This window comes from Halomonas sp. IOP_31 (assembly GCF_021151495.1).
Taxonomy (GTDB): Bacteria; Pseudomonadota; Gammaproteobacteria; order Pseudomonadales; family Halomonadaceae; genus Modicisalibacter; species Modicisalibacter zincidurans.
Genome location: NZ_JAIRBP010000005.1, coordinates 52,186 through 77,958, shown reverse-complemented (window position 1 = coordinate 77,958; position 25,773 = coordinate 52,186). Strand labels below are relative to the sequence as shown.

The following is a 25,773-nucleotide window of genomic DNA, read 5'->3' as shown; positions in this document are numbered from 1 at the left end:
CGAGCCCTGGCAGGGCGACGATTTGCGCTGCGGGCGATCGCCGGCAATAGTGATCAGGCACCAACAACAATCACAGCAAGGAGATCGACACGATGGCGGGAACATCGCAATGTCCGCAAGCACGAACAAAAGGGCTTCGTTGTAGCCTAGCGCTGCTGGTCACCGGCGCCCTGCTCAGCCTGCCGCTGACGGCCAGCGCCCAGTCCGAGGCGATTCTCGAAGGCGAGCGCTTCAATCCCCAAGTCGGCACTCGAGGCATGGTCGCCACCAGTAACCTCCTGGCCTCGCAGGTCTCCCGGGACGTGCTCGCGCAGGGCGGCAATGCCGTCGACGCCGCGGTGACGGCGGGCTTCGCGCTGGCCGTCACCCAGCCGCGCTCGGGCAATATCGGCGGTGGCGGATTCATGCTGATTTCCGACGAAAAGAGCGGTGAGGTGATCGCCATCGACTACCGCGAGAAGGCGCCGTCGGCGGCGTTTGAAACGATGTTCCAGAACGAGGCGGGCGAGGCGGTTCCCCGTTTGTCCCGCTTCACTCACAACGCCTCCGGCGTGCCGGGCACGGTGGCCGGCCTGGCGTTGGCGCTCGACAAGTACGGCACGCTGAGCCTGGCCGAGGCACTGGCTCCGGCGATCGAACTCGCCGAGCAGGGCTTCCCGGTGCCACAACGCTTCGTCGACGGCGTGCGCGATGCCGGCGAGCGGCTGACCAAGTGGGATGCCACCCGCGCCAAGTTCTTCAAAGCCGACGACAGCGCCTACCAGGTCGGCGAGATCTTCCGCCAGCCGGATCTGGCCGCCACGCTCAAGCGCATCGCCGCGCAGGGCCCGCGCGAATTCTACGAAGGCGAGACCGCTGAACTGATCGCCGCCGAGATGCAGCGCAACGGCGGGCTGATGGCGCTCGAGGATCTGGCCAACTACCAGCCGACGATCCGCGAACCCATCTATGGCAACTACCGCGGCTACGATGTCTACGCCATGAGCCCGCCCTCCTCCGGCGGCGTGCACATCGTGCAGATGCTCAATATCCTCGAGGGCTACGACATCGGCGCGATGGGCTTCAACTCGGCCCGCACCATCCACGTGATGGCCGAAGCGATGAAGCGCGCCTACGCCGACCGCTCCAAGTACCTGGGCGATACCGACTTCGTCGAGGTGCCGCTCGAGGGCCTGACCTCCAAGGGCTATGCTGATGAGTTGCGCGAGCAGATCTCGATGGATAGCGCCACGCCGAGCGACACCCTGGGGCCGGGCAATCCGCTACCTTATGAGTCCAACGAGACCACCCACTTCTCGATCGCCGACGATAACGGCCTGGCGGTTTCCAATACCTACACCATCAACTTCAGCTACGGTTCGGGGATCGTCGTCGACGGCGCGGGCTTTCTGCTCAACAACGAGATGGACGACTTTTCGGCCAAGCCCGGGGTACCCAACGCCTACGGCCTGATCGGCGGCGAGGCCAACAAGGTCGAGCCCAACAAGCGGATGCTCTCGTCGATGACCCCGACCATCGTCAAGAAGGACGGCAAGAACTTCCTGATCACCGGCAGCCCCGGCGGCTCGCGGATCATCACCACCACGCTGCAGGTGCTGATGAACGTGATCGATCACGACATGAACATCCAGACCGCGGTCAGCGTGCCGCGCATCCATCACCAATGGCTGCCCGACGAGATCCGCATCGAACAGGGCATCAGCCCCGACACCATCGCCCTGCTCGAGGCGCTCGGGCATACCGTCAGCCAGCAGGACGCGATGGGCGCCGCGCAGTCGATCGTGATCGAAGACGGAGTGTTCTACGGCGGCGCCGACCCGCGGCGCTCGACATCCTCGGCGATGGGGCTTTAGCGACACGGCCTGTCCATGCCTCGATTACGCCCCGGCGACTGCGGGGCGTTTTTGTCGATAGCCGCCGAGCGCCTTGCTGCCATCGACGCGAGCGACGCCACATGCGCTAATGACGATTCACGCATCTCCGGCCATCGCCATGCCTATCGTTGTCATCGCCATCGCCCAGCTGTTCGGCACCGCATTGTGGTTTACCCCCAATGCGGTGATCGGCGACCTGCAACAGGCCTGGTCGCTGGCCGCCACCGATCTCGGCTGGCTGACCGGGGCGGTTCAGGTGGGCTTTCTGTTAGCCACCCTGGCGATCGGACTGAGCGGCCTGGCCGACCGTCGCGATGCCAGCCGGCTGTTCGTCGCCGCCTGCCTGCTCGGCGCCGGCGCCAACGCCTTGCTGCCGCTGGCCGGCGGGCTGTGGCCGGCAGTGGGATTGCGCCTGATTACCGGCCTGGCACTGGCCGGCATCTACCCGATCGGCATGAAACTGATGGTCGGTTGGACGCCCGGGCGCACCGGGCTGGGGCTGGCCTGGCTGGTCGGCATGCTGGTGATCGGCACCGCGCTGCCGCACGCCCTGTATGGGCTGAGTCTACTCGACGCCTTTCGCCTGCCCTGGGCGAGCGGTGTGTGGGGCGCCTCGGTGCTGGCGCTGATCGCCGCGCTGATGATCGCTCGGCTGGGCGAAGCACCCGAGGTGGCTGTCGCCAAGGGCAAGGCGCAAGGCAAACGCCCGACGTTCGATCTCAGCGTATTCGCGATCGCCGGCTACCGGCGCGCCGCCGGCGGCTATTTCGGCCACATGTGGGAGCTTTATACACTCTGGGCGCTGATCCCGCTGCTGCTGGCTCAGGCTTGGCCCGGGGCCTCGCCGGTCGGCCTGGCACTGGGCAGCTTCGCGCTGATCGCCATCGGCGGGCCGGGTTGCTGGCTGGGTGGCTGGCTGAGCCAGAGACTCGGCAGCCGGCGCGTCGCCATGCTCGGCCTGACCGGCTCGGGCGGCTGTTGCCTGCTCTACCCCTGGCTCATCGGCGCGCCGCCCTCCGTGCTGGTGATCTTCCTGGGCCTATGGAGCGCATTGGCGGTGATCGACTCGGCGCATTTCTCGGCGCTGTCGGCGCGGGCCTGCCCGAGCCACCTGCTGGGCACCGGGCTGACCCTGCAGAATGCCATCGGCTATGGCGTCTCGGTGGTGTCGCTGATCGTGCTGGTGCCCCTGTGGCCGCTACTGGGCGAGTGGCTGGCCTGGCTGTTGCTGCCCGGCCCCGTCGTCGGCCTGTGGCTGATCGGTCGCGCTCTGCCCAATACCACCCAGAACGCCTGAAGCGCCCCGGAAGACAGCCCCGTATTCGGAAGTTATCTCAAAAAAGAATAAGCAGAAGGATTGTCATTCCATAATAGCTGGATTAGCCTTCAGCCATTCCCGCTATTACCGGAGCTTTCATGACATTCCTGAGCGCACTACGCCGCGGTGCCATCGCCTCGGCAGCGACCGCCGCCCTGGCCGGCAGCATCGCTTCCCCGGCCATGGCCGCCGATCGTGAGTTACTCAACTCCTCCTACGATATCGCCCGCGAGCTGTTCGCCACGCTCAATCCCGAGTTCGTCGACTGGTGGCAGCAAAAGCACGACGCGAGCGTCGAGATCAAGCAGTCTCACGGCGGCTCCTCGAAGCAGGCCCGGGCGATCATGCAGGGGCTCAAGGCCGACGTGGTGACCTACAACCAGGTCACCGACGTCAACGTGCTGGCCGACGCCGGCCTGGTGGCCAAGGACTGGCAGCAGCAGTATCCCAACAACGCCTCGCCCTACTATTCGACCACCGCGTTCCTGGTCCGCGAGGGCAACCCCAAGGGTATCGACAGCTGGGACGACCTGGTCGCCGATGACGTCGAGATCGTCTTCCCCAACCCCAAGACCTCAGGCAACGGCCGTTACACCTACCTGGCGGCCTGGGCCTACGCCGACCAAGCCTTCGCCGGCGACGAGACCAGGATCCGCGAGTTCATGAAGCAGTTCCTGGGCAACGTCAAGGTGTTCGACACCGGCGGCCGCGGCGCCACCACCACCTTCGTCGAGCGCGGCATCGGCGACGTGCTGATCAGCTTCGAGTCCGAGGTCAACAACATCCGCAAGGAATACGGCCAGGACGATTACGACGTGGTGGTGCCGCCGGTGAGCATCCTTGCCGAGTTCCCGGTGGCGGTGGTCGAGGAGTATGCCGAGCGCAACGACAACCTCGAGCTGGCCCGAGACTACCTGGACTATCTTTACACCGAGGAGGCCCAGCGCCTGCTGGCCGGTTTCAACTACCGCGTCAATGACCAGAACGTTCAGGCCGAATTCGCCGATCAGTTCCCCGAGACCGAACTGCTGCGCGTCGAAGACGTGTTCGGTGGCTGGGACGAGGTCATGGCCACCCACTTCGCTGGCGGCGGCATGTTGGACCAGCTACAGCGCCGATGAGCGCTTCCGCACTGCTCGGCCGGTCGACACCCAAGCGGGTGCTGCCCGGCTTCAGCCTGTCGCTGGGCATTACCCTGACGTTCGTCTCGTTGATCCTGCTGCTGCCGCTGACCAGCCTGGTCGGGCAGCTCGCCGGTCTCAGCCTGGCCGAGTACTGGGCAATCATCAGCGAGCCGCGAGTCGTTGCCAGTTATCTGGTGACCATCGGCGGCGCGGCGGCGGCCTCGCTGGTCAACGCGCTGTTCGGGCTGCTGATGGCCTGGGTGCTGGTGCGCTATGAATTCCCCGGCAGACGGTTGCTGGACGCGCTGATGGACCTGCCCTTCGCGCTGCCCACCGCGGTCGCCGGCATCACCCTGGCGACGCTGTATTCGTCGAGCGGCTGGATGGGGCAACTGCTCGAACCGCTGGGTATCGAGGTGGCCTACACCTGGGTGGGCATCGCCCTGGCAATGGCTTTCACCAGCATCCCCTTCGTCGTGCGCACCGTGCAGCCGGTCCTCGAAGACCTGCCGAGCGAGATCGACGAGGCCGCGCTGACGCTGGGCGCCAGCGATGCCAGCGGGTTTCGCCGGGTGATCCTGCCCAACCTGTGGCCGGCGCTGGTCACCGGCACCGGGCTGGCCTTCGTGCGCTCGCTGGGCGAATTCGGCGCGGTGATCTTCATTGCCGGCAACATGCCCTACGAGACCGAGATCACTTCGCTGATGATCTTCGTCAAGCTGCAGGAATACGACTACGTGGGTGCCTCGGCGATCGCCTCGGTGGTACTGGCGGTGTCGCTGGCACTGTTGCTGGCGTTGAACCTGTGGCAGGGCCGCTTCATTCGCCGGCTGCACGGAGGCAAGGGCTGATGCAACGTATCGGTGACGCACCGCATATCCGCCGGCTGCTGACCGGTTTGGCGCTGGTCCTGGCGGCGCTGTTCCTGCTGCTGCCGCTGGTGGCGATCTTCGCCCAGGCCTTTGCCGCGGGGCTGGCAATGTTCTGGGCCAACCTCAGCGACGAGTACACCCTGGCGGCGATCGGCCTGACGCTGTTCGTCACGTTGCTGACGATTCCCGTCAACCTGATGTTCGGGGTGTTCCTGGCCTGGCTGGTGACGCGTTTCAACTTTCCCGGAAGGCGGCTATTGCAGACACTCATCGACATCCCCTTCGCGGTGTCGCCGGTGGTCGCCGGGCTGGTCTACCTGCTGCTCTATGGCCGTAACGGTTGGGTCGGCGGCTGGCTCGACAGTCACGACATCCAGATCATGTTCGCCTGGCCGGGCATCGTGCTGGTGACGATCTTCGTCACCAGCCCGTTCGTCGCCCGCGAGCTGATTCCGCTGATGCAGGCGCAGGGCTCGCGCGAGGAGGAGGCCGCGGTGACGCTGGGCGCCTCCGGCTGGACGCTGTTTCGTCGCGTGACGCTGCCCAACATCAAGTGGGCGCTATTGTATGGGGTGATCCTGACCAATGCCCGGGCGGTGGGCGAGTTTGGTGCGGTGTCGGTGGTGTCGGGCTCGATTCGTGGCGAAACCAATACCCTGCCGCTGCATGTCGAACTGCTCTATCAGGACTACAACACCGTCGGTGCCTTCACCGCCGCGGCGCTGCTGGCCCTGATCGCCCTGTTCACGCTGGCCGCCAAGGCCCTTCTGGAATGGCGCGCCACGCGCCGGGAGACTGCCGCATGAGCATCCGCCTGAAGAACATCGCCAAGACCTTCGATCGCAACGCCGCGCTGGAACCGCTCGACCTGGACATCGGCGACGGCGAGCTGGTCGGCCTGCTGGGCCCTTCGGGCTCGGGCAAGACCACCCTGTTGCGGATCATCGCCGGGCTCGAGCAGCCCGACCGCCACCCGGCAGGGTCGATTCACTTCGGCGATCGTGACGTCACCCAGGTGCACGTCCGGGATCGGCGCATCGGCTTCGTCTTTCAGCACTATGCGCTGTTCCGGCACATGAGCGTGTTCGACAACGTCGCCTTCGGGCTGACCGCCATGCCGCGCCGCACACGTCCGTCGGGCGGCGAGATCCGTTCACGGGTCCACCGGCTGCTGGAAATGGTCCAGCTCGAGGATTTTGCAAAGCGCTATCCGGCGCAACTCTCCGGCGGCCAGCAGCAGCGCGTGTCGCTGGCCCGGGCGCTGGCCCTGCAACCCGACGTGCTGCTGCTCGACGAGCCGTTCGGCGCACTTGACGCCAAGGTGCGCCAGGATCTGCGCCGCTGGCTGCGTCATCTGCACGACGAACTGAATTTCACCAGCGTGTTCGTCACCCACGACCAGGAAGAAGCCCTGGAGCTCTCGGATCGCGTGGTGGTGATGAGCAATGGCCGCATCGAGCAGATCGATGAGCCCGATAGGCTCTACCGCAACCCGGCCAATCGCTTCGTGTTCGAGTTTCTCGGCGACGTCAATCGCCTCGAGGGCGAGGTACGCGACGGCGTGCTGACCTGCGGCGCCGCGCGGCTCGCCGTCGAACTCGACGAGGGCCGTGAGGAGTTGCTGATGCGACCCCACGAGCTCAGGCTGATCGAAGCCTCCACCGAGCATGCTCATCTGCCGGTCTGCGTCACTGCCGTGTCCCCGGTAGGCGCCGAGGTGCGCATCGAACTCGAGGCCGACTGGCTCGCCGAGCCCTGGCTGGCGACCGTGCGGCATGCCGATTTCGAACGCCTGATGATCAGCCGCGGGCAACGGCTATTCGTGGAGCCGCGTCGCTGGCGACGTTTCGCCACCGGCCGTGGCCTGCATCCGGCTGACCGGAGCCTCGTCTCCTCCTGATCGGGCATGCTTCGATCGGCCACGCTCGCCGTCGTTGCCGCGAAGGTTATACTGCCACACGATGCGGGCAATGATGCGGGCAACGTCGCCACGCGCGCGCCGGCTATCCGGATTGGTCGACAACAGGAGATGAATCGAGATGCGTATTGCCAAGATCTTCAAGCAAGCCAGCGGGCTCGCCGCGCTAGGGGCGGCGCTGTTCCTGGCCGGCTGCGCGCAGAGCCCGCAATACCTGAACGTCAGCCCGACGGTTTCCAGCAACCTGCCTCAGGTGGGTAGCGGCCAGGCGGTGACGCTGGCCACCGTCGACGGTCGCGAATCCGACGTGCTCGGAACGCGCAGCGGCAAGCGGATGTCCACCGACACCATCAGCGTGCCCGCCTACACCCTGGTGCCCAAGCTTCAGCAACAGGCCGAGGCGGCGCTACGCCGGATGGGCTTCGAGCCCACCTCGCAGGCGGCCGAGGGCCGGCCCAGCCTGACCCTGACGCTGACCCAGCTGAGCTATGAGAAAGGCGAGGCCCAGGCGATGCTCGACAAGGCGGTGCTGGTCGCCAAGCTCAAGGCCGTGGTCGAGAACCAGGGCAGCGTCTACACCGGGATCTACACCGCCAAGCGCGAGCAGAGCTATGCCCTGACCCCGAATTACGAAGAGAACAACCAGATGGTCACCGAGCTGCTCAGCAACGCCCTGGATCGCACCTTCGGCGATCCGCAGATCGGTCAGTTGCTGGCCCAATAGCCGGCACGGGCGACCCAGTCACGCCCCGGTCTTCACCGGGGCCTGCCTGACGGTCCGCGCGGCGCGTCAACGGCCCGGGCCACGACGCACCAGCGACCACACCTGCTCGCGCCAGCCGCGCTCGTCCGCTGGCGTCTCCTCCAGCCGTTCGAGTTCGAAGTTGGCCGTCAGCAGCCGCTCGACCTCGCCGGCCTCCACCGAATAGGGCGGCCCCCGGTCGGGGCCGCCACCTTGGGTCAGGCTCACCAGCAGCCCACGCGCCCCGGGCGGCAACAATTGCGTCAGGTGAAAGGCATAACGTTGACGCGTCGCCGGCGGCAGCGCGATCAATGCGGCCCGGTCGTAGAAGGCCTGCACCTCGAACGCCTGATCGATGTGAAAGTGGAAGAAATCGCCGCACCACACTTCGACGCTGCCCTGACGATAGACATCGAACACATTCTGACGAAACCGCGAGACAGCGCCGCGCCCTTCGGCGACGAACTGCTCGACGGCTTCACGGGCCAGCTCGATGCCCAGCACCGGATGGCCGCGCTCGGCCAGCCAGCGCATGTCGAGACTCTTGCCGCATAGCGGCACCAGCACCTTGCCCGCCTGGGCGACGCCCAGTGTCGGCCAGTAGTGCGCCAGGGCCGGGTGCGTGGTATCGCGATGGAAACCGATGCGGCCTTCCTTCCAGCGATCCAGCCATTCATTGCTCATCGCCCGCTCCCGTCATCGCTTCGGCGGCTTTTCGACTAGAACCAGCGATCACGCTTGCTCCGCCGTCGCGGCAGGTGGGGCACCAGCAGGCCGACGACCAGCCCCGCGCCGGCCACGCCCCCGCCATACATGAAATAGCGCATCAACAGGTCCTCTTTCTGGGTATCGAGGCGCGCCTTGAGCTGGCGCAGACTCGCCTGTGACTGGCTCAGTTGGCTGTCGAGCGCGGCGTTGCGGCTTTCCAGGTCGGCGATACGCTGCTGACGCGTCTCGAGCGTTTCGGTCATCGTCGCCACGCGCCCTTCCCACTCGCCGTTGATCGACTCGAGCTGCGAGCTGAGCGAATCGACTCGCGAACGCAATTCGGGGACGCGCTCCGTCAGGCTGCGTTCATCCTGCAGTTGATCGCTGCGAATCCAGACTTCGTCGCCATCGCCGGCACGCACGCGGCTGTAGTCGCCGTTGGTCTCGAGCACCGTGACGCCCGCACCGGACGACAGGGTCCCGACGATTCGATATTCGTTCGACGGGCCACTACGCACGAACGTGGTCAGGTCGTCGGCGACCCACTGGGTCGATTGCGCCGCCTGAGCCCAGGCAGCTTCGCCGACTCCCAGCAGCCCCAGCCCCACTGCCAGCCCGGCCATCAACTTATTGATCTTGTACATTTTTACTGTCTTCCTGGTTGTCGGAAGGCTCTCGATCATCGACTCCACGCGATTCCCCGCGGCCGCCACGTCCTGTTTCACCGGCCTGTTTCGGGGCTTTGCAGCCATCCACACTTTCTGTGGATAAGTCTTGGGAAAACCCGCCATGGCTGTCGATCGACCCGGCGACTGATCGGGCCACGCCACAGTTCGGTCAAAATTTGATCGTTCAGCGATCGTCCCGTGGTGGCAAGTTCATCGGTCGCGGAAATTCGGCGACCTTGCTGTCCGCTTTGACGGCCCTGGGCGTGCCCTCGCGCTCCACTTCATCGATGCGCACGATGGCGTTCAGCGGAATATAGCTGCGGGTCACGCCATCGAAGGTGCGACGCAGTTTCTCGCTCGAAGGATCGACCACCACTTTCGAGACATCCTCGAAGACGAACGCCTCGAGCTCGATGAAGCCCCACAGATCGCTCTGGAAGATCTCCCGGGCATAAAGCTCCCAGATTTCCCCCTGGTTGTGAAAGACCACCCGATAGATAGATTTCGACGCCATACCACTCCCGTCACGCAGATGAAAAATCGCCAGGCGCGAGGCGCCATTCAAGCCGCCAAGAATATCACAGACGCCGCGGCTTCGAAGGCCGCCCGCACAAGGCTTTGCTTTGCCCGGGGTCGGCGAATCGGTATGCTGACGGCACGCCCCCACCCCGCGCAGCAGGGATGATCACGGGATGACTACCGGCTCTGGAATGAGGGAAGCATGCGCGCACGCTTGCTTGTGACTGTTCTGGCAGCGGCCCTGGTGGCCGGTTGCCAGGGGCTGGCCGACCGACCGCCGCCACTGACCGATCCGCTGGCCTCGGCCCCAGCGGTGCAAAAGGGCCTGGACGCCCAGAGCCTGGCGACGTTGCTGACCGCCGAGATCGCCGGCCAGCGCGGTGATTTCGAGCGCGCCGCCCGCGGCTACCTGGAAACCGCCGAGCGCTATGAGTCGCCGGCACTGGCCGAGCGCGCCACCTTGGCCGCACGCTACACCGACGACCCGCAACTGCAGGCCCGGGCCGCCGAGCATTGGCGACGCCTGGCGCCGCAGGCCGAAGCCCCCGCCCGCTTGCTGGCCAACCTGGCGCTGGAGCGCGGCGACTGGCAAGCCAGCCTCGAGCAGCGCCTGGCCCTGGCTGAGCGCGGCGGCCAGGGCGATCTGACCGGCTTCGCCGAGGCCGCCATCAAAAAGAGAATAGACGTTGCGCCGCTGATCGAGCGCCTACGGCGCTATCTGCAGGCCCGTGATGGGCAGCCCGATGCGGCACTCGCCACCGCCCTGCTGGAAGCCGCCAACGGCGAAACCGCACGTGCCGATGCTCGTCTCGACCGGCTCGCCGAGAGCTATCCGACACTTGCCGGACTGTGGCTCGCAAGGGCGCGCATCGCCCTTCAGGAAGGCCGCAATACCGATGCCCGCGACGCCGCGCTGCGCGGACTCGAAAACGCCGGGGACGACAGCCGCTTCATCCTGCTGCTGGCCCGCGCGCAACTGCGCCTCGATCAAGTGGAAAGCGCCGAGGCGCGCATCAATACCCTGCTCGCGAAAAATTCCGATTCCGTCGAACTGCGCCTGGCACTGGCCCAGCTGTATCTCGAGGAAGCGCATCCGGCGCCGGCCCGGCGCCTGCTGCTAGCGCTGGTCGACAGCCAGCCGACGCCGCCGCCGCTGGCCTTCATCATGCTCGGCAGCATCGCCGAGCAGGCCGGCGAGATCGACAATGCGCTGCTTTACTATCGCCAGGTGCCCACCGGCGATGGCTTCATCGAGGCTCGCCAGCGCGCCGCGTCGATGCTCGCCGACACCGGCCGCCTGGCCGACGCGCGAACCTTCCTGCGCAGCGAGCGCCTGCGCCATCCCACCGCCTACGCCGAGCTGATCGGCCTGGAAGTCGATCTGCTCCAGGCGCGAGACAGGATCGACGCCGCCCGGCAACTGCTCGACCAGGCCGTGACCCGGTATCCGGACGACACCCCGTTGCGCTTCACCCGCAGCATGTTTCGCTATCGCCAGGGCAACCTGGCGGGCATGGAGCGCGACCTTCGTCAGATTATCGAACGCGAGCCGCGCAATGCCATGGCACTCAATGCGCTGGGCTATACCCTGGCCGACGAGACGTCGCGCCTCGACGAAGCGCGCAAGTTGATCGAGCGTGCCTATCGCCTGCAACCCGAGTCCCCGGCGATCATCGACAGCCTGGGCTGGGTCTATCACAAGCTGGGCGACGACCAGCAGGCGTTGCCCTACCTGCGCGAGGCTTATCGTCTGCAGCCGGACCAGGAGATCGCCGCTCACCTGGCCGAAGTGCTGTGGCGACTCGAACGCCGCGATGAAGCGCGTGCGCTGATCGAAGAGGCGCTCGAGCGCTATGCCGAGCGCCCACGGGTCGATGCGCTGCTCGAACGCATCCCCGAACTCGACCCCACGACGATCACCAACACGGAATAATGCCATGCGACGACTTGCCGCGATGACTCTCGGCCTGGCGCTGCTGGCCGGCTGCGCCAGCCAGTCGCCCGCTCCCGAATCACCCCGCGAAAAGGGCGACTGGGCCGATCAGAAGCCGCGTCTCGAGGCACTGGACAGCTGGCGCCTGGCCGGCAAGCTGGGCCTGCGCACGCCGAACGACGCGCAAAGCGCCAACCTCGACTGGACGCAGCGCGCCGGGCGTTACCGCATGCTGATCAGCGGCCCGTTCGGCGCCGGACGCAGCGTGCTCGAAGGCGGCCCTGACGGCGTGGTGTTGACCACCGGCGAGGGTCGCTACGCAGCCGATACGCCCGAGCAACTGATGGAGCAACAGCTCGGCTGGTCGTTGCCGATCTCGGCGCTCGACAACTGGGTGCGCGGACTGCCGTCGCCGATCGTCGAATACCAGTTGACCCGCGATGCGCTGAATTTCCCCCAGCGCCTGCGCCAGGCCGGCTGGGTGATCGACTACCGTGACTGGACCCAGGCGGATGACTTGTGGCTGCCGCGGCGCATGGTGATGAGCTTCGCCGACTGGCGCGCCACGCTGGTTGTCAACGAGTGGCAACCGGGCGCCGCGGAACCCGGCGATGGCTGAGCTCAGCCTGCCGGCGCCGGCCAAGCTCAATCGGCTGCTGCATATCACCGGCCGCCGCGCGGACGGCTATCATGAGCTGCAGACGCTGTTCCAGTTTCTCGATCACGGCGATACGCTGAAGCTGAGACGTCGCGAGGACCAGCGGATCACGCTGACGCCGGCGCTGCCGGGGGTCGATCATGAGACCAACCTGATCGTGCGCGCGGCACGGCTGCTCCAGGAGCGCAGCGGCTGTCGCCTTGGCGCCGACATCGCCCTGACCAAGCGCCTGCCGATGGGCGGCGGATTGGGCGGGGGAAGCTCGAACGCCGCCACCACCCTGCTCGGCCTGGCCCGCCTCTGGAAGCTTTCCGTATCGCTGGAGGCACTCGCCGAGCTGGGCCTGCGCCTGGGCGCCGATGTGCCGGTATTCGTCCACGGCCACGCCGCCTGGGCCGAAGGCATCGGCGAGCGGCTGACGCCGGTCGAACTCGACACCCCCTGGTTCGTGATCGTTCATCCCGGGGTCGAGATCGCCACGCCCGCGGTATTCGGGGCGTCGCAATTGACACGCGACAGCCTCCCCATTAGTATGACGCGCGCCCTGCAGGAGGGGCCGCACGCCTGGCGCAACGATTGTCAGCCGACCGTGCGCCGGCTCTATCCGGGCGTGGGCGAAGCGCTCGATTGGCTGTCCGACTTCGCCCCGAGCCTGCTGACCGGAACCGGTGCCTGCGTCTTTTGCCGATTGACGCACGAGGACCAGGCCGATAGCATACTCGCCCGTGTTGACGAGGGCTGGCATGCCTTCAAGGCGCGCGGTCGCAACACGTCCCCCCTCCATCAGGCGCTGGGCCTGCCTCGATCGGGACGCTGATCTCAGCTTCATGATCAAGGCGGTAAGCCGGCGACGCAGCGCGTCGCCGGCTAGTGAAGGGCACGGTTACTGGGGTATCGCCAAGTGGTAAGGCAGCGGCTTCTGGTGCCGCCATTCCCAGGTTCGAATCCTGGTACCCCAGCCATTTCCCTGCGCGAGTGCTCAATCCGCTCCAGAGATCCCTGAAGACTCCAAAGGTGGCTGCGCGTGTCTAAATTGATGGTTTTCGCCGGGAACGCCAATCCCGAACTCGCCCGCAAGGTTGCCGAGGCACTCGACAACCGGCTGGGACATGCCACGGTCGGCCAGTTCAGCGATGGCGAAATCGCGGTCGAGATCAACGAGAACGTTCGCGGCAAGGACGTCTTCATCCTGCAGTCCACTTGCGCCCCGACCAACGACAATCTGATGGAACTGATCTTCATGGTGGACGCGCTGCGCCGCGCGTCCGCTGCGCGGATCACCGCCGTGGTGCCCTACTTCGGCTATGCCCGTCAGGACCGCCGGGTACGCTCGGCCCGCGTGCCGATCTCGGCCAAGGTGGTCGCCGACGTGATGGTCAAGGCCGGCGTCGACCGGGTGATGACCATGGACCTGCACGCCGATCAGATTCAGGGTTTCTTCGACGTGCCCGTCGACAACGTCTATGGCTCGCCGATCCTGCTCGACGACATCGAGCGCCAGAATTACGACGACCTGGTCGTCGTCTCGCCGGACGTCGGCGGCGTGGTGCGCGCGCGCGCCATCGCCAAGCAGCTCAATGCCGACCTGGCGATCATCGACAAGCGCCGTCCACAAGCCAATCACGCCCAGGTGATGCACATCATCGGCGAGATCGAGGACCGCACCTGCGTGGTGGTCGACGACATGGTCGATACCGCCGGCACGCTGTGCAAGGCTGCCGAAGCGCTCAAGGATCACGGCGCCCGTCGCGTCGTCGCCTACGCCACGCACCCGATCCTGTCCGGTCCCGCGGTCGACAACATCAGCGGATCGGTGCTTGACGAACTCGTCGTGGCCGATACCATTCCGCTGTCCGAAACCGCGCGGCGCAGCGGCAAGATCCGCCAGCTGTCGGTTGCCGGGCTGATCGCCGAGGCGATCCGCCGAGTCAGCAACGAAGAATCCGTAAGCGCGATGTTCCACTGAGCAATTTCGGGAACACCGCGTTGAGGCATTTGCCTCGGATACGTGCGCCGCGAGGCGCTACCGGAAACGCCATCGTCTGGTCGCGGGCGATGGCGATTTCCTTATTTCAAACCCGCGAGGTTACATCAATGTCCGATTATCAACTCACCGCCAATGTTCGTCACGACCTGGGGAAAGGTGCGAGCCGCCGCCTGCGTCGTGAGAACCAGCAGGTCGCTGCCATCATCTATGGCGGCGAAAAGGCACCGCAGCCGATCACCATCGACAAGCCGGCCTTCTACAAGGCGATCGAGGAAGAGGCGTTCTTCTCATCGATCATCAACATCGATGTCGATGGCGCCAAGGAACAGGTCGTCGTCCGTGACCTGCAGCGCCATCCCTTCAAGGCACTGGTCACTCACGCCGACTTCCTGCGTGTCGACGCGACGCATGAGATGACACTCAACGTGCCGCTGCATGTGATCGGCGAAGACAGCAACCAGAGCATCAAGGAAAAGACCGGCGTGTTGCACGTACTGGCCAATGAAGTCGAAGTCAGCTGCTTGCCGAAGGACCTTCCGGAATATCTGGAAGTCGACATTGCGGAACTCGCTATCGGCGACACCCTGCACCTGTCCGATCTCAAGCTGCCGCAGGGCGTGACGCTGGTCGAGCTGTCTCACGGCGAAGAGCATGATGCCGGTGTGGCCAGCATCACCCGTCCGACAGTCGCTGCTGCCGATGAAGAGGAAGAAGACACAGTGCAGGACGAGAGCGGCGAAGAACAGAGCAAGGACAAGTCCGAGTAATCGGCACCTGTCCGGGACGCAACCAGCAAGGCACCTGCATGAGCCACGTCAAAGCGATCATCGGCCTGGGCAATCCAGGCGCGAACTACGCCGAAACCAGGCACAATGCGGGTGCCTGGCTGGTCGAAGCCCTGGCGCGCGACAGCCACACGCCGCTGCGCATGGAGAAGAAGTTCCTCGGCGAATACGCCAAGATCCACTACGCCGGACGCGATCTGCACCTGCTCAATCCGACCACCTTCATGAACCGCAGCGGCGCGGCTGTCGCCGCGCTTTGCCAGTTCTTCAAGCTCGCCCCCGACGAGTTGCTCGTCGCCCATGACGAGCTGGACATCGATCCCGGCACCGCTCGCTACAAGACCGGCGGCGGTCATGGCGGCCACAACGGGCTGCGCGACACCATCAGCGCGCTGGGCAACAGCAATGCCTTCCATCGCCTGCGCATCGGCATCGGCCACCCCGGCGACGCCAAGCAGGTCACCAACTATGTGCTGGGGCGGCCCGGCAAGGCCGAACGCCAGGCCATCGATGCCGCGCTCGACGAGTGCCTTCGCACGCTACCCGACGCCCTGGGCGGCGACTGGGCCAAGGCCATGAATCGCCTGCACAGCTTTTCCGCCTGAGGCTGAAAAGCGTAGCCATAAGCTTGAAGCTTTAAGCTGGAAGAAAAACCAACGGAATCAGGACGAGACGCCATACAAGGCAATGGTCCGGGTTTTGGGTTTCTTACGGCTTACAGCTTACAGCTCATTTCCCGTAGAATACCCGCCATTGCGTTCACGCCTTTCTGCATCTTCAGGACCACATCATGGGTTTCAATTGCGGCATCGTCGGCCTGCCCAACGTCGGCAAGTCCACGCTCTTCAATGCATTGACCAAGTCGGGTATCGACGCCGAGAATTTCCCGTTCTGCACCATCGAACCGAATACCGGCATCGTGCCGATGCCCGACCCGCGCCTCGACAAGCTGGCCGAGATCGTCAAGCCCGAGAAGGTGATTCCGACCACCATGGAGTTCGTCGATATCGCCGGGCTGGTCGCCGGCGCCTCCAAGGGCGAAGGTCTCGGCAACCAGTTCCTCGCCAATATCCGCGAGACCGAGGCGATCGCCCATGTGGTGCGCTGCTTCGACAACGACAACGTCATCCATGTCGCCAACCAGGTCGATCCCCGCGCCGACATCGAGATCATCAACATGGAGCTCGCGCTGGCCGACCTGGATACCGTCGAGCGCGCCAGCCAGCGCCTGGCGCGCGCGGTCAAGGGCGGCGACAAGGACGCCACCGCCACCAAGGCGGTACTCGACCGCATCCAGCCACACCTCGCCGAGGGCCAGCCGCTGAGAAGCTTCGGTCTTTCCGACGAGGACAAGCGCCAGGTCAAGAGTTTCGGCTTTCTGACCCTCAAGCCGACCATGTACATCGCCAACGTCAACGAGGACGGCTTCGAGACCAATCCCTATCTCGACGTGGTCCGCGAAATCGCCGCCGAGGAAGGCGCCGTGGTGGTGCCGGTGTGCAACCAGCTCGAAGCCGAGATCGCCGAACTCGACGCCGAGGAGCGCGGCCTGTTCCTCGACGAGATGGGCATGAGCGAGCCCGGCCTGGACCGGGTGATCCGCGCCGGCTACAGCCTGCTCGGCCTGCAGACCTATTTCACCGCCGGGGTCAAGGAAGTGCGCGCCTGGACGGTCAAGGTCGGTGCCACCGCGCCGGAGGCCGCCGGGGTGATTCATACCGATTTCCAGAAGGGCTTCATCCGTGCCGAGGTGGTCGGCTACAAGGACTTCGTTGCGCTGGGCGGCGAAGCCGGCGCCAAGGAGGCCGGCAAGTGGCGTCTCGAGGGCAAGGAGTACGTGATCAAGGACGGCGATGTGGTGCACTTCCGCTTCAATGTCTGAACACCCGGCTGTTCGTACGGATAACGTTGACACCTCAAGGTGTTATGGGTAATATTCGCCTCCGTTGAAGGGCTACGTAGCTCAGCTGGTTAGAGCACATCACTCATAATGATGGGGTCCCCTGTTCGAATCAGGGCGTAGCCACCAGTTATACCAGACGCCTCGCCGGTTCGCCGACGAGGCGTCTTCGTTGCCTCCCGCCCTGATGGACAGCGCTTACGGCAATGCCCTGCCCAGCAGGCGCGGCTCGCGCTCCAGCGTCACCCCGAAGCGCTCGACGATGGTGGCGGCGACGCGATTCGCCAGCGCCAGCAGCTCATCGACGCTGCCCCCTCCGTGGTGCACCAGCACCAGCGCCTGGCGATCATGAACGCCGACATGCCCTTCTCGCAGCCCCTTGAGGCCGCATTGGTCGATCAGCCAGCCGGCGGCCAGCTTGACGCGCCCATCGCCGAGCGGGAAATGCGGCATCGTCGGATACTCGGCCAGCAAGGCCTGGGCGCGCTCGGCCGCGACCACCGGGTTCTTGAAGAAGCTCCCGGCATTGCCGAGCAGCGCAGGGTCGGGCAGTTTCTCGCGGCGCACCTGACTGACCGCGGCGACCACCTCGCTGGCGCTGGGCGAAGGGCTCAGCCGCGCGGCCAGATCGCCATAATCGAACCGCGGCGCCGGTCGGGTGGACAGGCGCAGCACCAGTCGGGTAATCAGCACCCGGCCGTCGAGGGCGTGCTTGAAGACACTGTCGCGATAGCCGAAGGCGCACTCGTCGCGACTCAGGACCGCCTCGCGCCCGTCGTCGAGATACATAAGGTGCACGCTCTCCAGCAGATCGGCGAGCTCGACGCCATAGGCACCGATGTTCTGGATCGGCGCCGCGCCGACGCGCCCGGGTATCAGCGCCAGGTTCTCGGTTCCCCACAGCTCGTGCGCCGCCAGCGCTTGGACCAACGCATGCCAGTTCATGCCGGCTTCGACATGCACGCGCAGCGTCTTCGCGTCGAGCGCTTCCAGCCACCAGTCGGCGAACTCGGCCTGCACTACCAGCCCCGGCAGCCAGGGACGCAGAATCAAATTGCTGCCGCCGCCCAGCACGCTGACCGGCCAGCCATTGCGGCGCGCCTCGCCAAGCACCCGCCGCGCCTCGTCGAGATCGGCGAGCGCGGCGAAACGCTCGGCGCGGCACGCCAGCCCCAGGGTATTGGCCGCACCGAGGTCGACATCGTGACGAATCATCGCGGCGCCGCCTCGAGCGCGCGACGATCCGGGCCCTTGCCGGCATGCCAATCGCCGATCCCGCAGGAATCGACCTCGACCTGCCGGTCCAGGCCAGCGGCGGCGAGCCGCGCGCGCAGCACGCCTTCGATGGTGGATGAACGGCAGATATTGCCCAGACAGACGAACGGTACGCGGATCATGACCTGGAGCCTCGGCGACTAGTGCGAAAGAAACGCTGCAGCCTGGCGGCTAGCCTGCGAAGAGGCCGCGTACGCGCTCGAGATCCTCGACGCTGTCGACGCCCGCCGGGTGGGCCTGGCGAGCCAGGCCCACCTGGATGTGCCGGCCGTGATGCAGGGCGCGCAACTGCTCGAGCTGCTCCAACTGCTCCAGCGGGCTCGGCAGCCAGTCGACGTAGGCGGCCAGAAAATCGGCACGGTAGGCGTAGAGCCCGAGGTGACGCAGCCAGGCATCGGTCGCCAAGGCCTCGGGGCGTGCAGCGAATTGCTCGCGGTCCCAGGCCTCTCGATTCCAAGGAATCGGCGCCCGGGAAAAGTACAGCGCCCGGCCGTGGATGTCGCGCACCACCTTGACCACATTGGGGTTGAACAGCGTCTCGATGTCGCTGATCGGCTCGGCCAGCGTGGCGATCGAAGCTTCGGCGTCGTCGCCCAGCCTGAGCGCCACCTGAGCGATGGCCGAGGGCGGCAACAGCGGCTCGTCGCCCTGCACGTTGACCACGATGGTCTCGGCGGAAAGCCCCAGCGTCTCGGCGACCTCGGCGAGCCGGTCGGTGCCCGAAGGGTGGTCGACGCGGGTCATCAGCGCCTCGCCGCCGGCGGCCTCCACCGCCCGCAGGATGCGCGCGTCGTCGGTGGCCACCACCACCCGCCCCGCGCCGCTGGCGATCGCCTGCTGCCAGACACGCACCACCATCGGCTGGCCGGCGATGTCGAGCAGCGGCTTGCCCGGCAGGCGGCTGGAACCGTAGCGGGCCGGAATCACCACCACAAAGTGCTCGGCGGCTTCGCCCACGTCCTGACTTGCGATCCGACTCAAGACGCTGCCCCCGGTTGCGCATCGCCGGGGCCGGCGCGCTTGTGGAGCTTCTCGTCGACATCCATGACGCGCGCTTCTTCCTCGAGCATCACCGGGATGTCGTCGCGGATCGGGTACGCCAGGCCATCGAAGTGGCACTTGAGTTCGCCGCGCTGGCGGTCGTACTTGAGCTTGCCCTGGCAAAGCGGGCAGACCAGCATGGCCAGCAGTTCCTTATCCATGAGTTACCTCGCAGGTCGCGGGTTGTAGGGTTTCGAGCCGGTCGCGCAGCCAGGCGACGAATGCCGGCTCCGGCCGGGCCTCGACATCCAGCGCCCAGCAGCGCTGATTGGCGAACCGTCGGCACTTGACGGCGTCCTTGGCGGTCATCACCACCGGACGATTGTCGGCGAAGCACAGATCGCCGGCGCTATAGCGATGATGGTCGGGCAACGGATGGGCGTCGTGCTCGACGCCCAGCGCCGCGAGCGTGGCGAAGAAACGCGGCGGATGGCCGATCCCCGCCAGCGCGTGCACACGCCCGGCGAACGGCAGCTGCTCGACCGGATAGCAGACGCCGTCGGTGAGATGCCGCCAGCGCGCCGGCGCCAGCGTCATGGCATACCCGCCGGTCGGCAAGCCCGCCACCGTCGGCGCGCCGTTGATTATTACCGCGTCGACCGTGCGCAGACGCTCCAGCGGCTCGCGCAACGGCCCCGCCGGCAGGCAATGGCCGTTGCCGAAGCCGCGCGCGCCGTCGACCACCACCAGTTCGATATCGCGGCCCAGCGCCAGATGCTGCAGGCCGTCGTCGGCGATCACGATATCGCAACCGGCGGCGATCAGCTTGCGCGCGCCGCGCGGGCGATCGGGATCGACCACCACCGCCAGCCCGGTCTGCTGGGCGAGCATCAACGGCTCGTCGCCGCTCTGCGCGGCATCGCTGTCGACGTTGACGTACAGCGGATAACGCGGCGCATCGCCGCCGTAACCGCGCGAGACGATGCCCGGCTGCCAGCCCTGCTCCGCCAGCCAGCGCGCCAGCCAGGCGACCAGCGGCGACTTGCCGGTGCCGCCCAGGGTCAGGTTGCCGACCACGATCACCGGCACCGGCGAGCGCCACCGGGTCTTGCGTCCTGCCGCGTAGGCTCGCTGGCGGGCGCCGACCACCTGGCGGTAAAGCCAGGCCAGGGGTCGCAGCGTCTGCAGCCAGGCGGCGTCGCGATACCAGGCCTCGCTCAGCCGACTCATGCCGCCGCTTCCTGAAACTGCAGCCGGTAGAGCGACGCGTAGGCGCCCTCGCGCTCGAGCAGCTCGCTGTGGCTGCCACTCTCGACGATCCGGCCCTGCTCCATCACCAGGATACGATCGGCGCGCTCGATGGTCGACAGGCGGTGGGCGATGACGAAGGTGGTGCGTCCGCGGCAGACCTCCTCCAGCGCACGCTGGATGTAGCGCTCGGATTCGCTGTCCAGCGCCGAGGTCGCTTCATCCAGCACCAGCAATGGAGAGTCCTTGAAGATCGCCCGGGCGATCGCCAGGCGCTGGCGTTGGCCGCCGGACAGCATCACGCCGTTGTCGCCGACCACGGTGTCGTAGCCCTGCGGCAATTGGGCGATGAATTCGTCGGCATAGGCCGCCCGCGCCGCGACCTCGACCGCCTCGCGATCGGCATCGGGCACGCCGTAGGCGATGTTGGCGGCGACCGAGGCATTGAACAGCGTCACCTGCTGCGAGACCAGCGCGATCTGACGACGCAGCGGCGACAGGCGATAGTCCTCGACGGCCACCTCATCGATCGTCACGCGGCCCCGGGTCGGCCGATAGAAGCGCGGCAATAGATTGACCAGTGTCGACTTGCCGCTACCCGAGCGGCCGACGATGGCGATCATCTCGCCAGCCTCGACGTGCAGATCGATGCCCTTGAGCACGTCGGGCTGATCGTCGCCGTAGGCGAAATGCACGCCCTCGAAGGCGACTCGTCCGGCGATTGCCGCGGGCTCGCGCCGCCCTTCATCGATCTCGACCGGCACCTCGAGCAGGCGAAACAGCTCGCTGGCGGCCGCCAGGCCCTTCTGGATGACCGAGTTGATGTCGGTGAGCTGCTTGATTGGATTGGCCATCAACGCAGCAGCAGTGATGAAGGCGACGAATTCGCCGGGCGTCATGTTGGCCATCAGGCTCGGCGCCATCGCCAGCCACACCAGGCCGGCCAGCGCCATCGCCACCAGCAACTGGATGATCGGCGTGCTGGTCGCCTTGGTCAGCGCTTCCTTGAGGCTCTGATCGCGGTTATAGGCGCTGGCGGCGGCGAAGCGGCGCTTCTCGTAGTCCTCGGCACCGTGGGTGCGCACCACCTTGTAGCCGGTCAGCGCCTCGGAGGCAACATGGGTGACGTCCCCCATCGAGTGCTGGATGCGTCGCGAGATGCGCCGGAAACGCTTGCTGGCATAACTCACCGCCAGCCCGATCAGCGGCGTCACGGTGAGAAACAGCATGGTCAGCAGCCAGTTGGTCCACAGCAGATAGCCGATCAGACCGATCACGAACAGGCCTTCACGAAGGATGATGGTGATCGCATTGGTCGCTGCGCCGGTGACCTGCTCGACGTGATAGGTGACCCGCGAGATCAGGTGCCCGCTCGAGTGCGAGTCGAAGAAGCGCCCGGGCAGGTGGAGCATGTGATTGAACACGCTGCAACGCAGCGAATGCACCACGTTACGCGCCACGTTACTCATGTAGAAAGTGCCGAGAAAGGTCCCCACGCCGCGCAGCGCGAACATGCCGATCACGAACAGCGGCAGGAATAGCCGAAAAGCGGCATCGGGATTTTGAATGCCCTCGATCAGGCGCTTCATCATCTCGGCCAGCGCAGTACTCGAGGCGGCGTAGATTGCGTAGCCGACGAACGCCGCAGTGAAGTACTTCCAGTACGGGCGCACATAGCCGATCAAGCGCCGATAGAGGGTCCAGCTGGTTGCTTGGGTCACGGCGTCTCCGCTTGGTTGAGAGGTTCTGACGGCGCGCGGGTAGCGATGCGCACGCGTTGGATACCCAGCGCGGCCGCCTGGTCGAGGGCTCCGACCACCGCCGCGTGGCTGGCCTGACCGTCGGCTTCCACCACCAGCCCCTGTTCGCGGGCCACGCCGGCGCGTTCACTCAGCGCCTGGCGCAGCATCTCGGTGGCCGTGAAGGTTCGACCGTCCAGCCGGTAGTCGCCGCCGCGGGTCACCACCACGGTCACCGGCGAAGCGCTGACGGGTGCACCACTCTCACTCGCCGGCAGCGTCAGCTCCAGCGCCTCGCGCGTCTCGAAGGTGGTCGAGACCATGAAGAAAATCAACAGCAGGAATACCACGTCGATCAGCGGCGTGAGATTGACCTCTGCCGGCTCCCGGTGGCGTCGAGCGAACTTCATGGGCGCGCTCCACGCAGGTCGCGCCGCTCGGCCAGTGTCAGCTCGCTGCCATGATGGGCGAGAAACTCGACCACCTGCCCGGCCTGCTCCTCCATGCGTACCGTGATGTCCTCGACGCGCCGCTGAAAATAGCGGTGGAACATCAAGGCCGGAATCGCCACGGTCAGCCCTGCGGCAGTAGTCACCAAGGCCTGGGAGATGCCGCCGGCGAGCTCGGCGGTCTGTTCGGCGCCCTCGGCGGAAACGATCACCGCGAAGACCTGGATCATCCCCACCACCGTGCCCAGCAGACCGATCAGCGGGGTGATCGAGGCGATCGTCCCCAGCGGACTGAGAAAGCGCTCCATGTCGTGGATCACCGCGGTCGCCGCCTCCTGGAGCCGGGCGCGTACCTGGTCCTGACCCAGCCGGGCATTGCGCAGCCCCGCCGCGAGAATGCCGCCGAGTGGCGAGTGGCTCTCCAGCCAGTAGAGGTTGACCTGCCCCTGCTGGATCAGCTCGCAGACCTCCTGGCCAAGATGTGGCGGAGCGATCCGCGCAATGCGCAGGCTCCACAACCGCTCGAGGATGATCAGCGTCGCGAACAGTGAGCAGCCCACGAGGGGCAGCATCAACAGGCCGCCGGCCAGTAAAGCGTCGTACATGTTCATTCAGCCCATCTCCCGGTCATCAGCCGATCTATCCGCGGCTCCATCATTGCCCTGCCTGTTCCTCGAGAGCCACCCACACGGGTCCGAACGCAACCACCCCGAACGCAGCTAAGCTACTCTTGCGCGAAGGCGTCCCGGTACGGCGATTCTACCGCATGGCAGCGCCCATCGACACCGCCACGCCAGCCCGCCGGCTCGCGTTCGACAGCCACCGGATGCGCCGATTGGCCCCCCAGCCGGAAGGTCACCGCGCCGTCCGTGGCGGTATTCCACAGGCAACTGCCGGCGGCGCGGAAGCGCCGCACCACGCTCGCCGCCGGATGTCCGAGCGGATTGTCGCGCCCGGCGCTGAACACCACATGCGAAGGCCGACTGGCCGCGACCCAGCTCGGCGACGAGCTGCTGCGGCTGCCGTGATGCCCTGCCACCAGCACGCTGACCGGGCCCGGCAAAGCCTCCGCGAGGCGTCGTTCGACCTCGGCGCTGGCATCGCCACTGACCAGCAGACGCTGATCGCCGGCCTCGACCAGTAACACGCAGGAGCGGTCGTTGGACTCGCGCCCGGCCAGGTCGGCTCCCGCCGGGGGCCCCAGGAAACGAAACTCGACCCCATCCCAGCGCCAACGGCTACCCGCCCGGCAGGCACGATCGTCCACGCCCAGCCCGACAACGCCCGGCGAGTACCAGCGTCCGACATCGTGCAACTCGCGCAGCGCCGCCATGCCGCCGGCGTGATCGCGATCGCTGTGGCTGACGATGACCGCATCGAAGGCCTGGCCAGGCGGCCAGAGCGTTTCCAGCGGCATGAAGCCGGAGCGAAAACGCGGCCCGGTATCGTACAGCAAGCGGTGATTTGCCGTACGCAGCTCCAACAGCTGCCCCTGGCCGACGTCGTTGACACGCACCTGCAGCGTACCGGTCGTAATATTCGGCGGCGTCAGCGTCATGGCCATCAGCAATAGTGCCGCGCTACCGACCCAACGCGGGGTGCGCGCCACTCCGGGCAGCGCCCACAATGCCGTCAGCAGGACCAACCCCAGGGCCAGCGGCCAGGCCTGCCAAGCCGGTGGCTGCCACAACGGCATCACGCTTTCGCCCCAGACCAGCAGCGCCTGCAGCGCGTGGGCCAGCAGCGCGAACAACTGCCAGAGGCCTTCGGCCAGCGGCGGCACCCAGGCCAGCAACCAGCCAGCCAGCCCCAGCGGCACCATCAGACTGCCCACTACAGGCACGATGAGTAGGTTGACCAGCGGCGCCGCCGGCGCCAACCGATCGAAGGCCAGCAGTACCGCCGCCGCCATCAGCGGCGCCAGCAGGCCTTGCGTGCGCAGCAACGCCAGCAGCCAACCCCGGCCACCGCTGGGTCGCGTGCGCCCCTGCCAGATCACGATCAGCAGGCCCACGGCAACGAAGGACAACCACAGCCCGGGACGCCACAGCGCCAACGGGTCGAGCAACACGATGACCGCCAGCGCCAGCCACCAGCCCTGCCAGGGGCCGGGTGCGTGCCGCCCACTGGCGACCCATAGCCCGATCAGGGTCATGATCATCGCCCGCAGGGCCGGTGGCTCGAGTCCCGCCAACCAGGCGTAGCCGATCGCCGCCGCCGCGGCACACCACCAGGGCCAGGTTGCCAGCCGCCAGCGCCGGGGTGTGACCAACCGGGCCAGACCGCGCGTCAGCCCCAGCATCAGCGCCGCCACCAGGCCGACGTGCAGGCCCGAGACGACCATGACGTGGGTCGTACCGGTGGCATTGAGCAGTTCCCAGTCGGCGCTATCGAGCCGCTCGGCCGCACCCAACGTCAAGGCCGCCAGCCAACGTCGGGCCAGCGGGTCGTCGACATGCCGGTCGAGATAACCGAGCGCCGTCTGGCGAACCCCCGGCCGACCCACGGCCAGGCGCTGCGGTGGCGGCGCATCGCGAACGTAGCCGGTAGCATCGATGCCCTCGCGCCACAGCCAGGCGCCGTAATCGAAGCTATCCGGGTTGGCAAAGCCGGCCGACGGACGCAGCCGCAGCGTCAGCCGCCAGCGATCGTTCACTGCCAGCGCCGGCGGGTCGTACCAGCTGACCCGTACCTGGTCGAGCGCGGCACAGCTCGGCCGTTCGGACTCGCGCGGCCGGCAGGCCTCCACGGCCAGCCGCAGTCGCATGAAGCGCCCCTCGTCGCTGAACGAGAGAATCCGGACCTGTGTCGTCAAATCGGCGCGCGACAGTCCTTGCGGCAGTTGCGAGCCGCGTGCCAGCAGCACCTGACCGGCACTCACGGCCAGCACGGCGATCAGCAGCGCCAGGCGGTAACGTCGCACGGCCAGGGCCATCAGCAGGGCCAGCGCCAGGCCGCCAAGGAGCCCGGGCAATGCCAGCGTACCGAGCAGGCCGCCCAGGATAGCGGCGCTGGCCAGGGGCGGCGCCAGGCCGACGGGGGGCAAGCGAAGATCGGGGATGTGCGTGGAACCTC

General features: G+C 66.5%; 25 protein-coding genes, 2 tRNA genes and 1 pseudogene. 16 read left to right on the top strand and 12 right to left on the bottom strand.

The features are described 5' to 3' along the window. Window positions 1–92 precede the first annotated feature (92 nt). The 7 genes from ggt to K7I12_RS04575 all read left to right on the top strand — a co-directional run bounded on the left by ggt (window position 93) and on the right by K7I12_RS04575 (window position 7,830). Window positions 93–1,853: a gamma-glutamyltransferase gene (gene ggt, locus K7I12_RS04605; RefSeq protein ID WP_231663195.1), complete on the top strand. Its 1,761-nt coding sequence runs from the start codon at window positions 93–95 to the stop codon at window positions 1,851–1,853. 139 nt (window positions 1,854–1,992) lie between these two features. Continuing rightward, window positions 1,993–3,171 carry an MFS transporter gene (locus tag K7I12_RS04600; RefSeq protein WP_231663193.1) on the top strand — a complete coding sequence of 393 codons (1,179 nt, stop codon included), beginning with the start codon at window positions 1,993–1,995 and terminating at the stop codon, window positions 3,169–3,171. Window positions 3,172–3,290: 119 nt separating this feature from the next. Next, window positions 3,291–4,313, top strand: coding sequence for a thiosulfate ABC transporter substrate-binding protein CysP (cysP, locus tag K7I12_RS04595; protein WP_231663191.1), 1,023 nt, complete (start codon window positions 3,291–3,293; stop codon window positions 4,311–4,313). Next, window positions 4,310–5,167, top strand: coding sequence for a sulfate ABC transporter permease subunit CysT (gene cysT, locus K7I12_RS04590; RefSeq protein ID WP_231663189.1), 858 nt, complete (start codon window positions 4,310–4,312; stop codon window positions 5,165–5,167). The genes cysP and cysT overlap by 4 nt, the downstream gene beginning before the upstream one ends. Beyond that, window positions 5,167–5,994 carry a sulfate ABC transporter permease subunit CysW gene (cysW, locus tag K7I12_RS04585; protein ID WP_231663187.1) on the top strand — a complete coding sequence of 276 codons (828 nt, stop codon included), beginning with the start codon at window positions 5,167–5,169 and terminating at the stop codon, window positions 5,992–5,994. Before cysT ends, cysW begins: the two co-directional genes overlap by 1 nt. Then, complete coding sequence (locus tag K7I12_RS04580) at window positions 5,991–7,088, top strand: sulfate/molybdate ABC transporter ATP-binding protein (protein WP_231663185.1); 1,098 nt, start codon at window positions 5,991–5,993, stop codon at window positions 7,086–7,088. Before cysW ends, K7I12_RS04580 begins: the two co-directional genes overlap by 4 nt. A 139-nt stretch (window positions 7,089–7,227) precedes the next feature. Beyond that, window positions 7,228–7,830, top strand: a complete 603-nt coding sequence (locus tag K7I12_RS04575) for a YajG family lipoprotein (protein WP_231663183.1) — start codon at window positions 7,228–7,230, stop codon at window positions 7,828–7,830. 66 nt (window positions 7,831–7,896) lie between these two features. Here the strand turns inward: K7I12_RS04575 and K7I12_RS04570 are convergent, their stop codons facing one another. The 3 genes from K7I12_RS04570 to K7I12_RS04560 all read right to left on the bottom strand — a co-directional run bounded on the left by K7I12_RS04570 (window position 7,897) and on the right by K7I12_RS04560 (window position 9,738). Next, window positions 7,897–8,532 carry a thiopurine S-methyltransferase gene (locus K7I12_RS04570; protein ID WP_231663181.1) on the bottom strand — a complete coding sequence of 212 codons (636 nt, stop codon included), beginning with the start codon at window positions 8,530–8,532 and terminating at the stop codon, window positions 7,897–7,899. A 35-nt stretch (window positions 8,533–8,567) separates the two neighbouring features. Continuing rightward, window positions 8,568–9,200, bottom strand: a complete 633-nt coding sequence (locus K7I12_RS04565; protein WP_031383899.1) for a TIGR04211 family SH3 domain-containing protein — start codon at window positions 9,198–9,200, stop codon at window positions 8,568–8,570. Between the two features lie 208 nt (window positions 9,201–9,408). Then, window positions 9,409–9,738, bottom strand: a complete 330-nt coding sequence (locus tag K7I12_RS04560) for a DUF1820 family protein (RefSeq protein WP_031383900.1) — start codon at window positions 9,736–9,738, stop codon at window positions 9,409–9,411. 207 nt (window positions 9,739–9,945) lie between these two features. Here K7I12_RS04560 and K7I12_RS04555 point away from each other — a divergent pair, with 207 nt between their 5' ends. The 9 genes from K7I12_RS04555 (at window position 9,946) to K7I12_RS04515 (ending at window position 17,135) form a co-directional block, all read left to right on the top strand. Continuing rightward, window positions 9,946–11,676, top strand: coding sequence for a tetratricopeptide repeat protein (locus K7I12_RS04555; RefSeq protein ID WP_031383901.1), 1,731 nt, complete (start codon window positions 9,946–9,948; stop codon window positions 11,674–11,676). A gap of 4 nt (window positions 11,677–11,680) precedes the next feature. Continuing rightward, the gene (gene lolB / locus K7I12_RS04550) at window positions 11,681–12,295 is read left to right on the top strand and encodes a lipoprotein insertase outer membrane protein LolB (RefSeq protein WP_031383902.1); all 615 of its coding nucleotides are present in this window, start codon (window positions 11,681–11,683) and stop codon (window positions 12,293–12,295) included. Next, a complete protein-coding gene (gene ispE, locus K7I12_RS04545) occupies window positions 12,288–13,151 on the top strand; it encodes a 4-(cytidine 5'-diphospho)-2-C-methyl-D-erythritol kinase (RefSeq protein ID WP_031383903.1) in 864 nt (287 codons plus the stop codon). The genes lolB and ispE overlap by 8 nt, the downstream gene beginning before the upstream one ends. 70 nt (window positions 13,152–13,221) lie before the next feature. Next, window positions 13,222–13,296: transfer RNA gene (locus K7I12_RS04540), tRNA-Gln, on the top strand. A 62-nt stretch (window positions 13,297–13,358) separates the two neighbouring features. Then, a complete protein-coding gene (locus tag K7I12_RS04535; protein ID WP_201448188.1) occupies window positions 13,359–14,300 on the top strand; it encodes a ribose-phosphate pyrophosphokinase in 942 nt (313 codons plus the stop codon). Window positions 14,301–14,428: 128 nt separating this feature from the next. Then, entirely contained in the window at window positions 14,429–15,088 is a 660-nt protein-coding gene (locus K7I12_RS04530) for a 50S ribosomal protein L25/general stress protein Ctc (protein ID WP_031383905.1), read from the top strand. A gap of 38 nt (window positions 15,089–15,126) precedes the next feature. Continuing rightward, window positions 15,127–15,711, top strand: a complete 585-nt coding sequence (gene pth / locus K7I12_RS04525; RefSeq protein WP_031383906.1) for an aminoacyl-tRNA hydrolase — start codon at window positions 15,127–15,129, stop codon at window positions 15,709–15,711. 185 nt (window positions 15,712–15,896) lie between these two features. Next, window positions 15,897–16,988, top strand: coding sequence for a redox-regulated ATPase YchF (gene ychF / locus K7I12_RS04520; protein WP_031383907.1), 1,092 nt, complete (start codon window positions 15,897–15,899; stop codon window positions 16,986–16,988). A gap of 70 nt (window positions 16,989–17,058) precedes the next feature. Next, window positions 17,059–17,135, top strand: a tRNA-Met gene (locus K7I12_RS04515). Between the two features lie 69 nt (window positions 17,136–17,204). Here K7I12_RS04515 and murB read toward each other — a convergent pair. From murB to K7I12_RS04470, 9 genes and pseudogenes are all read right to left on the bottom strand, one after another. Then, a complete protein-coding gene (murB, locus tag K7I12_RS04510; protein WP_231663180.1) occupies window positions 17,205–18,221 on the bottom strand; it encodes a UDP-N-acetylmuramate dehydrogenase in 1,017 nt (338 codons plus the stop codon). A 5-nt stretch (window positions 18,222–18,226) separates the two neighbouring features. Further along, window positions 18,227–18,400, bottom strand: a pseudogene (locus tag K7I12_RS04505) (arsenate reductase/protein-tyrosine-phosphatase family protein); the annotation flags it as partial. 52 nt (window positions 18,401–18,452) lie between these two features. After that, a complete protein-coding gene (gene kdsB, locus K7I12_RS04500; protein ID WP_051907613.1) occupies window positions 18,453–19,253 on the bottom strand; it encodes a 3-deoxy-manno-octulosonate cytidylyltransferase in 801 nt (266 codons plus the stop codon). Window positions 19,254–19,258: 5 nt separating this feature from the next. Further along, window positions 19,259–19,483 carry a Trm112 family protein gene (locus K7I12_RS04495; protein WP_031383911.1) on the bottom strand — a complete coding sequence of 75 codons (225 nt, stop codon included), beginning with the start codon at window positions 19,481–19,483 and terminating at the stop codon, window positions 19,259–19,261. Then, window positions 19,476–20,492 (bottom strand): tetraacyldisaccharide 4'-kinase, encoded by a 1,017-nt coding sequence (lpxK, locus tag K7I12_RS04490; RefSeq protein WP_031383912.1) that lies wholly within the window; start codon window positions 20,490–20,492, stop codon window positions 19,476–19,478. The genes K7I12_RS04495 and lpxK overlap by 8 nt, the downstream gene beginning before the upstream one ends. Continuing rightward, the gene (gene msbA, locus K7I12_RS04485; protein ID WP_031383913.1) at window positions 20,489–22,231 is read right to left on the bottom strand and encodes a lipid A export permease/ATP-binding protein MsbA; all 1,743 of its coding nucleotides are present in this window, start codon (window positions 22,229–22,231) and stop codon (window positions 20,489–20,491) included. The genes lpxK and msbA overlap by 4 nt, the downstream gene beginning before the upstream one ends. Further along, window positions 22,228–22,659 carry an ExbD/TolR family protein gene (locus K7I12_RS04480; RefSeq protein WP_031383914.1) on the bottom strand — a complete coding sequence of 144 codons (432 nt, stop codon included), beginning with the start codon at window positions 22,657–22,659 and terminating at the stop codon, window positions 22,228–22,230. Before K7I12_RS04480 ends, msbA begins: the two co-directional genes overlap by 4 nt. Continuing rightward, window positions 22,656–23,309, bottom strand: a complete 654-nt coding sequence (locus K7I12_RS04475) for a MotA/TolQ/ExbB proton channel family protein (RefSeq protein WP_231663177.1) — start codon at window positions 23,307–23,309, stop codon at window positions 22,656–22,658. Before K7I12_RS04475 ends, K7I12_RS04480 begins: the two co-directional genes overlap by 4 nt. A 113-nt stretch (window positions 23,310–23,422) precedes the next feature. Continuing rightward, window positions 23,423–25,744 carry a DNA internalization-related competence protein ComEC/Rec2 gene (locus K7I12_RS04470; RefSeq protein WP_231663176.1) on the bottom strand — a complete coding sequence of 774 codons (2,322 nt, stop codon included), beginning with the start codon at window positions 25,742–25,744 and terminating at the stop codon, window positions 23,423–23,425. Window positions 25,745–25,773 lie beyond the last annotated feature (29 nt).

Coding starts and splice junctions, on each gene's coding strand:
- ispE (WP_031383903.1), top strand. CDS start 12,288: ATGGCTGAGCTCAGCCTGCCGGCGCCGGCCAAGCTCAATCGGCTGCTG.
- K7I12_RS04555 (WP_031383901.1), top strand. CDS start 9,946: ATGCGCGCACGCTTGCTTGTGACTGTTCTGGCAGCGGCCCTGGTGGCC.
- K7I12_RS04530 (WP_031383905.1), top strand. CDS start 14,429: ATGTCCGATTATCAACTCACCGCCAATGTTCGTCACGACCTGGGGAAA.
- murB (WP_231663180.1), bottom strand. CDS start 18,221: ATGATTCGTCACGATGTCGACCTCGGTGCGGCCAATACCCTGGGGCTG.
- cysP (WP_231663191.1), top strand. CDS start 3,291: ATGACATTCCTGAGCGCACTACGCCGCGGTGCCATCGCCTCGGCAGCG.
- lpxK (WP_031383912.1), bottom strand. CDS start 20,492: ATGAGTCGGCTGAGCGAGGCCTGGTATCGCGACGCCGCCTGGCTGCAG.
- K7I12_RS04495 (WP_031383911.1), bottom strand. CDS start 19,483: ATGGATAAGGAACTGCTGGCCATGCTGGTCTGCCCGCTTTGCCAGGGC.
- K7I12_RS04575 (WP_231663183.1), top strand. CDS start 7,228: ATGCGTATTGCCAAGATCTTCAAGCAAGCCAGCGGGCTCGCCGCGCTA.
- ggt (WP_231663195.1), top strand. CDS start 93: ATGGCGGGAACATCGCAATGTCCGCAAGCACGAACAAAAGGGCTTCGT.
- lolB (WP_031383902.1), top strand. CDS start 11,681: ATGCGACGACTTGCCGCGATGACTCTCGGCCTGGCGCTGCTGGCCGGC.
- K7I12_RS04565 (WP_031383899.1), bottom strand. CDS start 9,200: ATGTACAAGATCAATAAGTTGATGGCCGGGCTGGCAGTGGGGCTGGGG.
- K7I12_RS04480 (WP_031383914.1), bottom strand. CDS start 22,659: ATGAAGTTCGCTCGACGCCACCGGGAGCCGGCAGAGGTCAATCTCACG.
- ychF (WP_031383907.1), top strand. CDS start 15,897: ATGGGTTTCAATTGCGGCATCGTCGGCCTGCCCAACGTCGGCAAGTCC.
- K7I12_RS04600 (WP_231663193.1), top strand. CDS start 1,993: ATGCCTATCGTTGTCATCGCCATCGCCCAGCTGTTCGGCACCGCATTG.
- cysT (WP_231663189.1), top strand. CDS start 4,310: ATGAGCGCTTCCGCACTGCTCGGCCGGTCGACACCCAAGCGGGTGCTG.
- K7I12_RS04570 (WP_231663181.1), bottom strand. CDS start 8,532: ATGAGCAATGAATGGCTGGATCGCTGGAAGGAAGGCCGCATCGGTTTC.
- K7I12_RS04475 (WP_231663177.1), bottom strand. CDS start 23,309: ATGAACATGTACGACGCTTTACTGGCCGGCGGCCTGTTGATGCTGCCC.
- K7I12_RS04580 (WP_231663185.1), top strand. CDS start 5,991: ATGAGCATCCGCCTGAAGAACATCGCCAAGACCTTCGATCGCAACGCC.
- K7I12_RS04560 (WP_031383900.1), bottom strand. CDS start 9,738: ATGGCGTCGAAATCTATCTATCGGGTGGTCTTTCACAACCAGGGGGAA.
- pth (WP_031383906.1), top strand. CDS start 15,127: ATGAGCCACGTCAAAGCGATCATCGGCCTGGGCAATCCAGGCGCGAAC.
- cysW (WP_231663187.1), top strand. CDS start 5,167: ATGCAACGTATCGGTGACGCACCGCATATCCGCCGGCTGCTGACCGGT.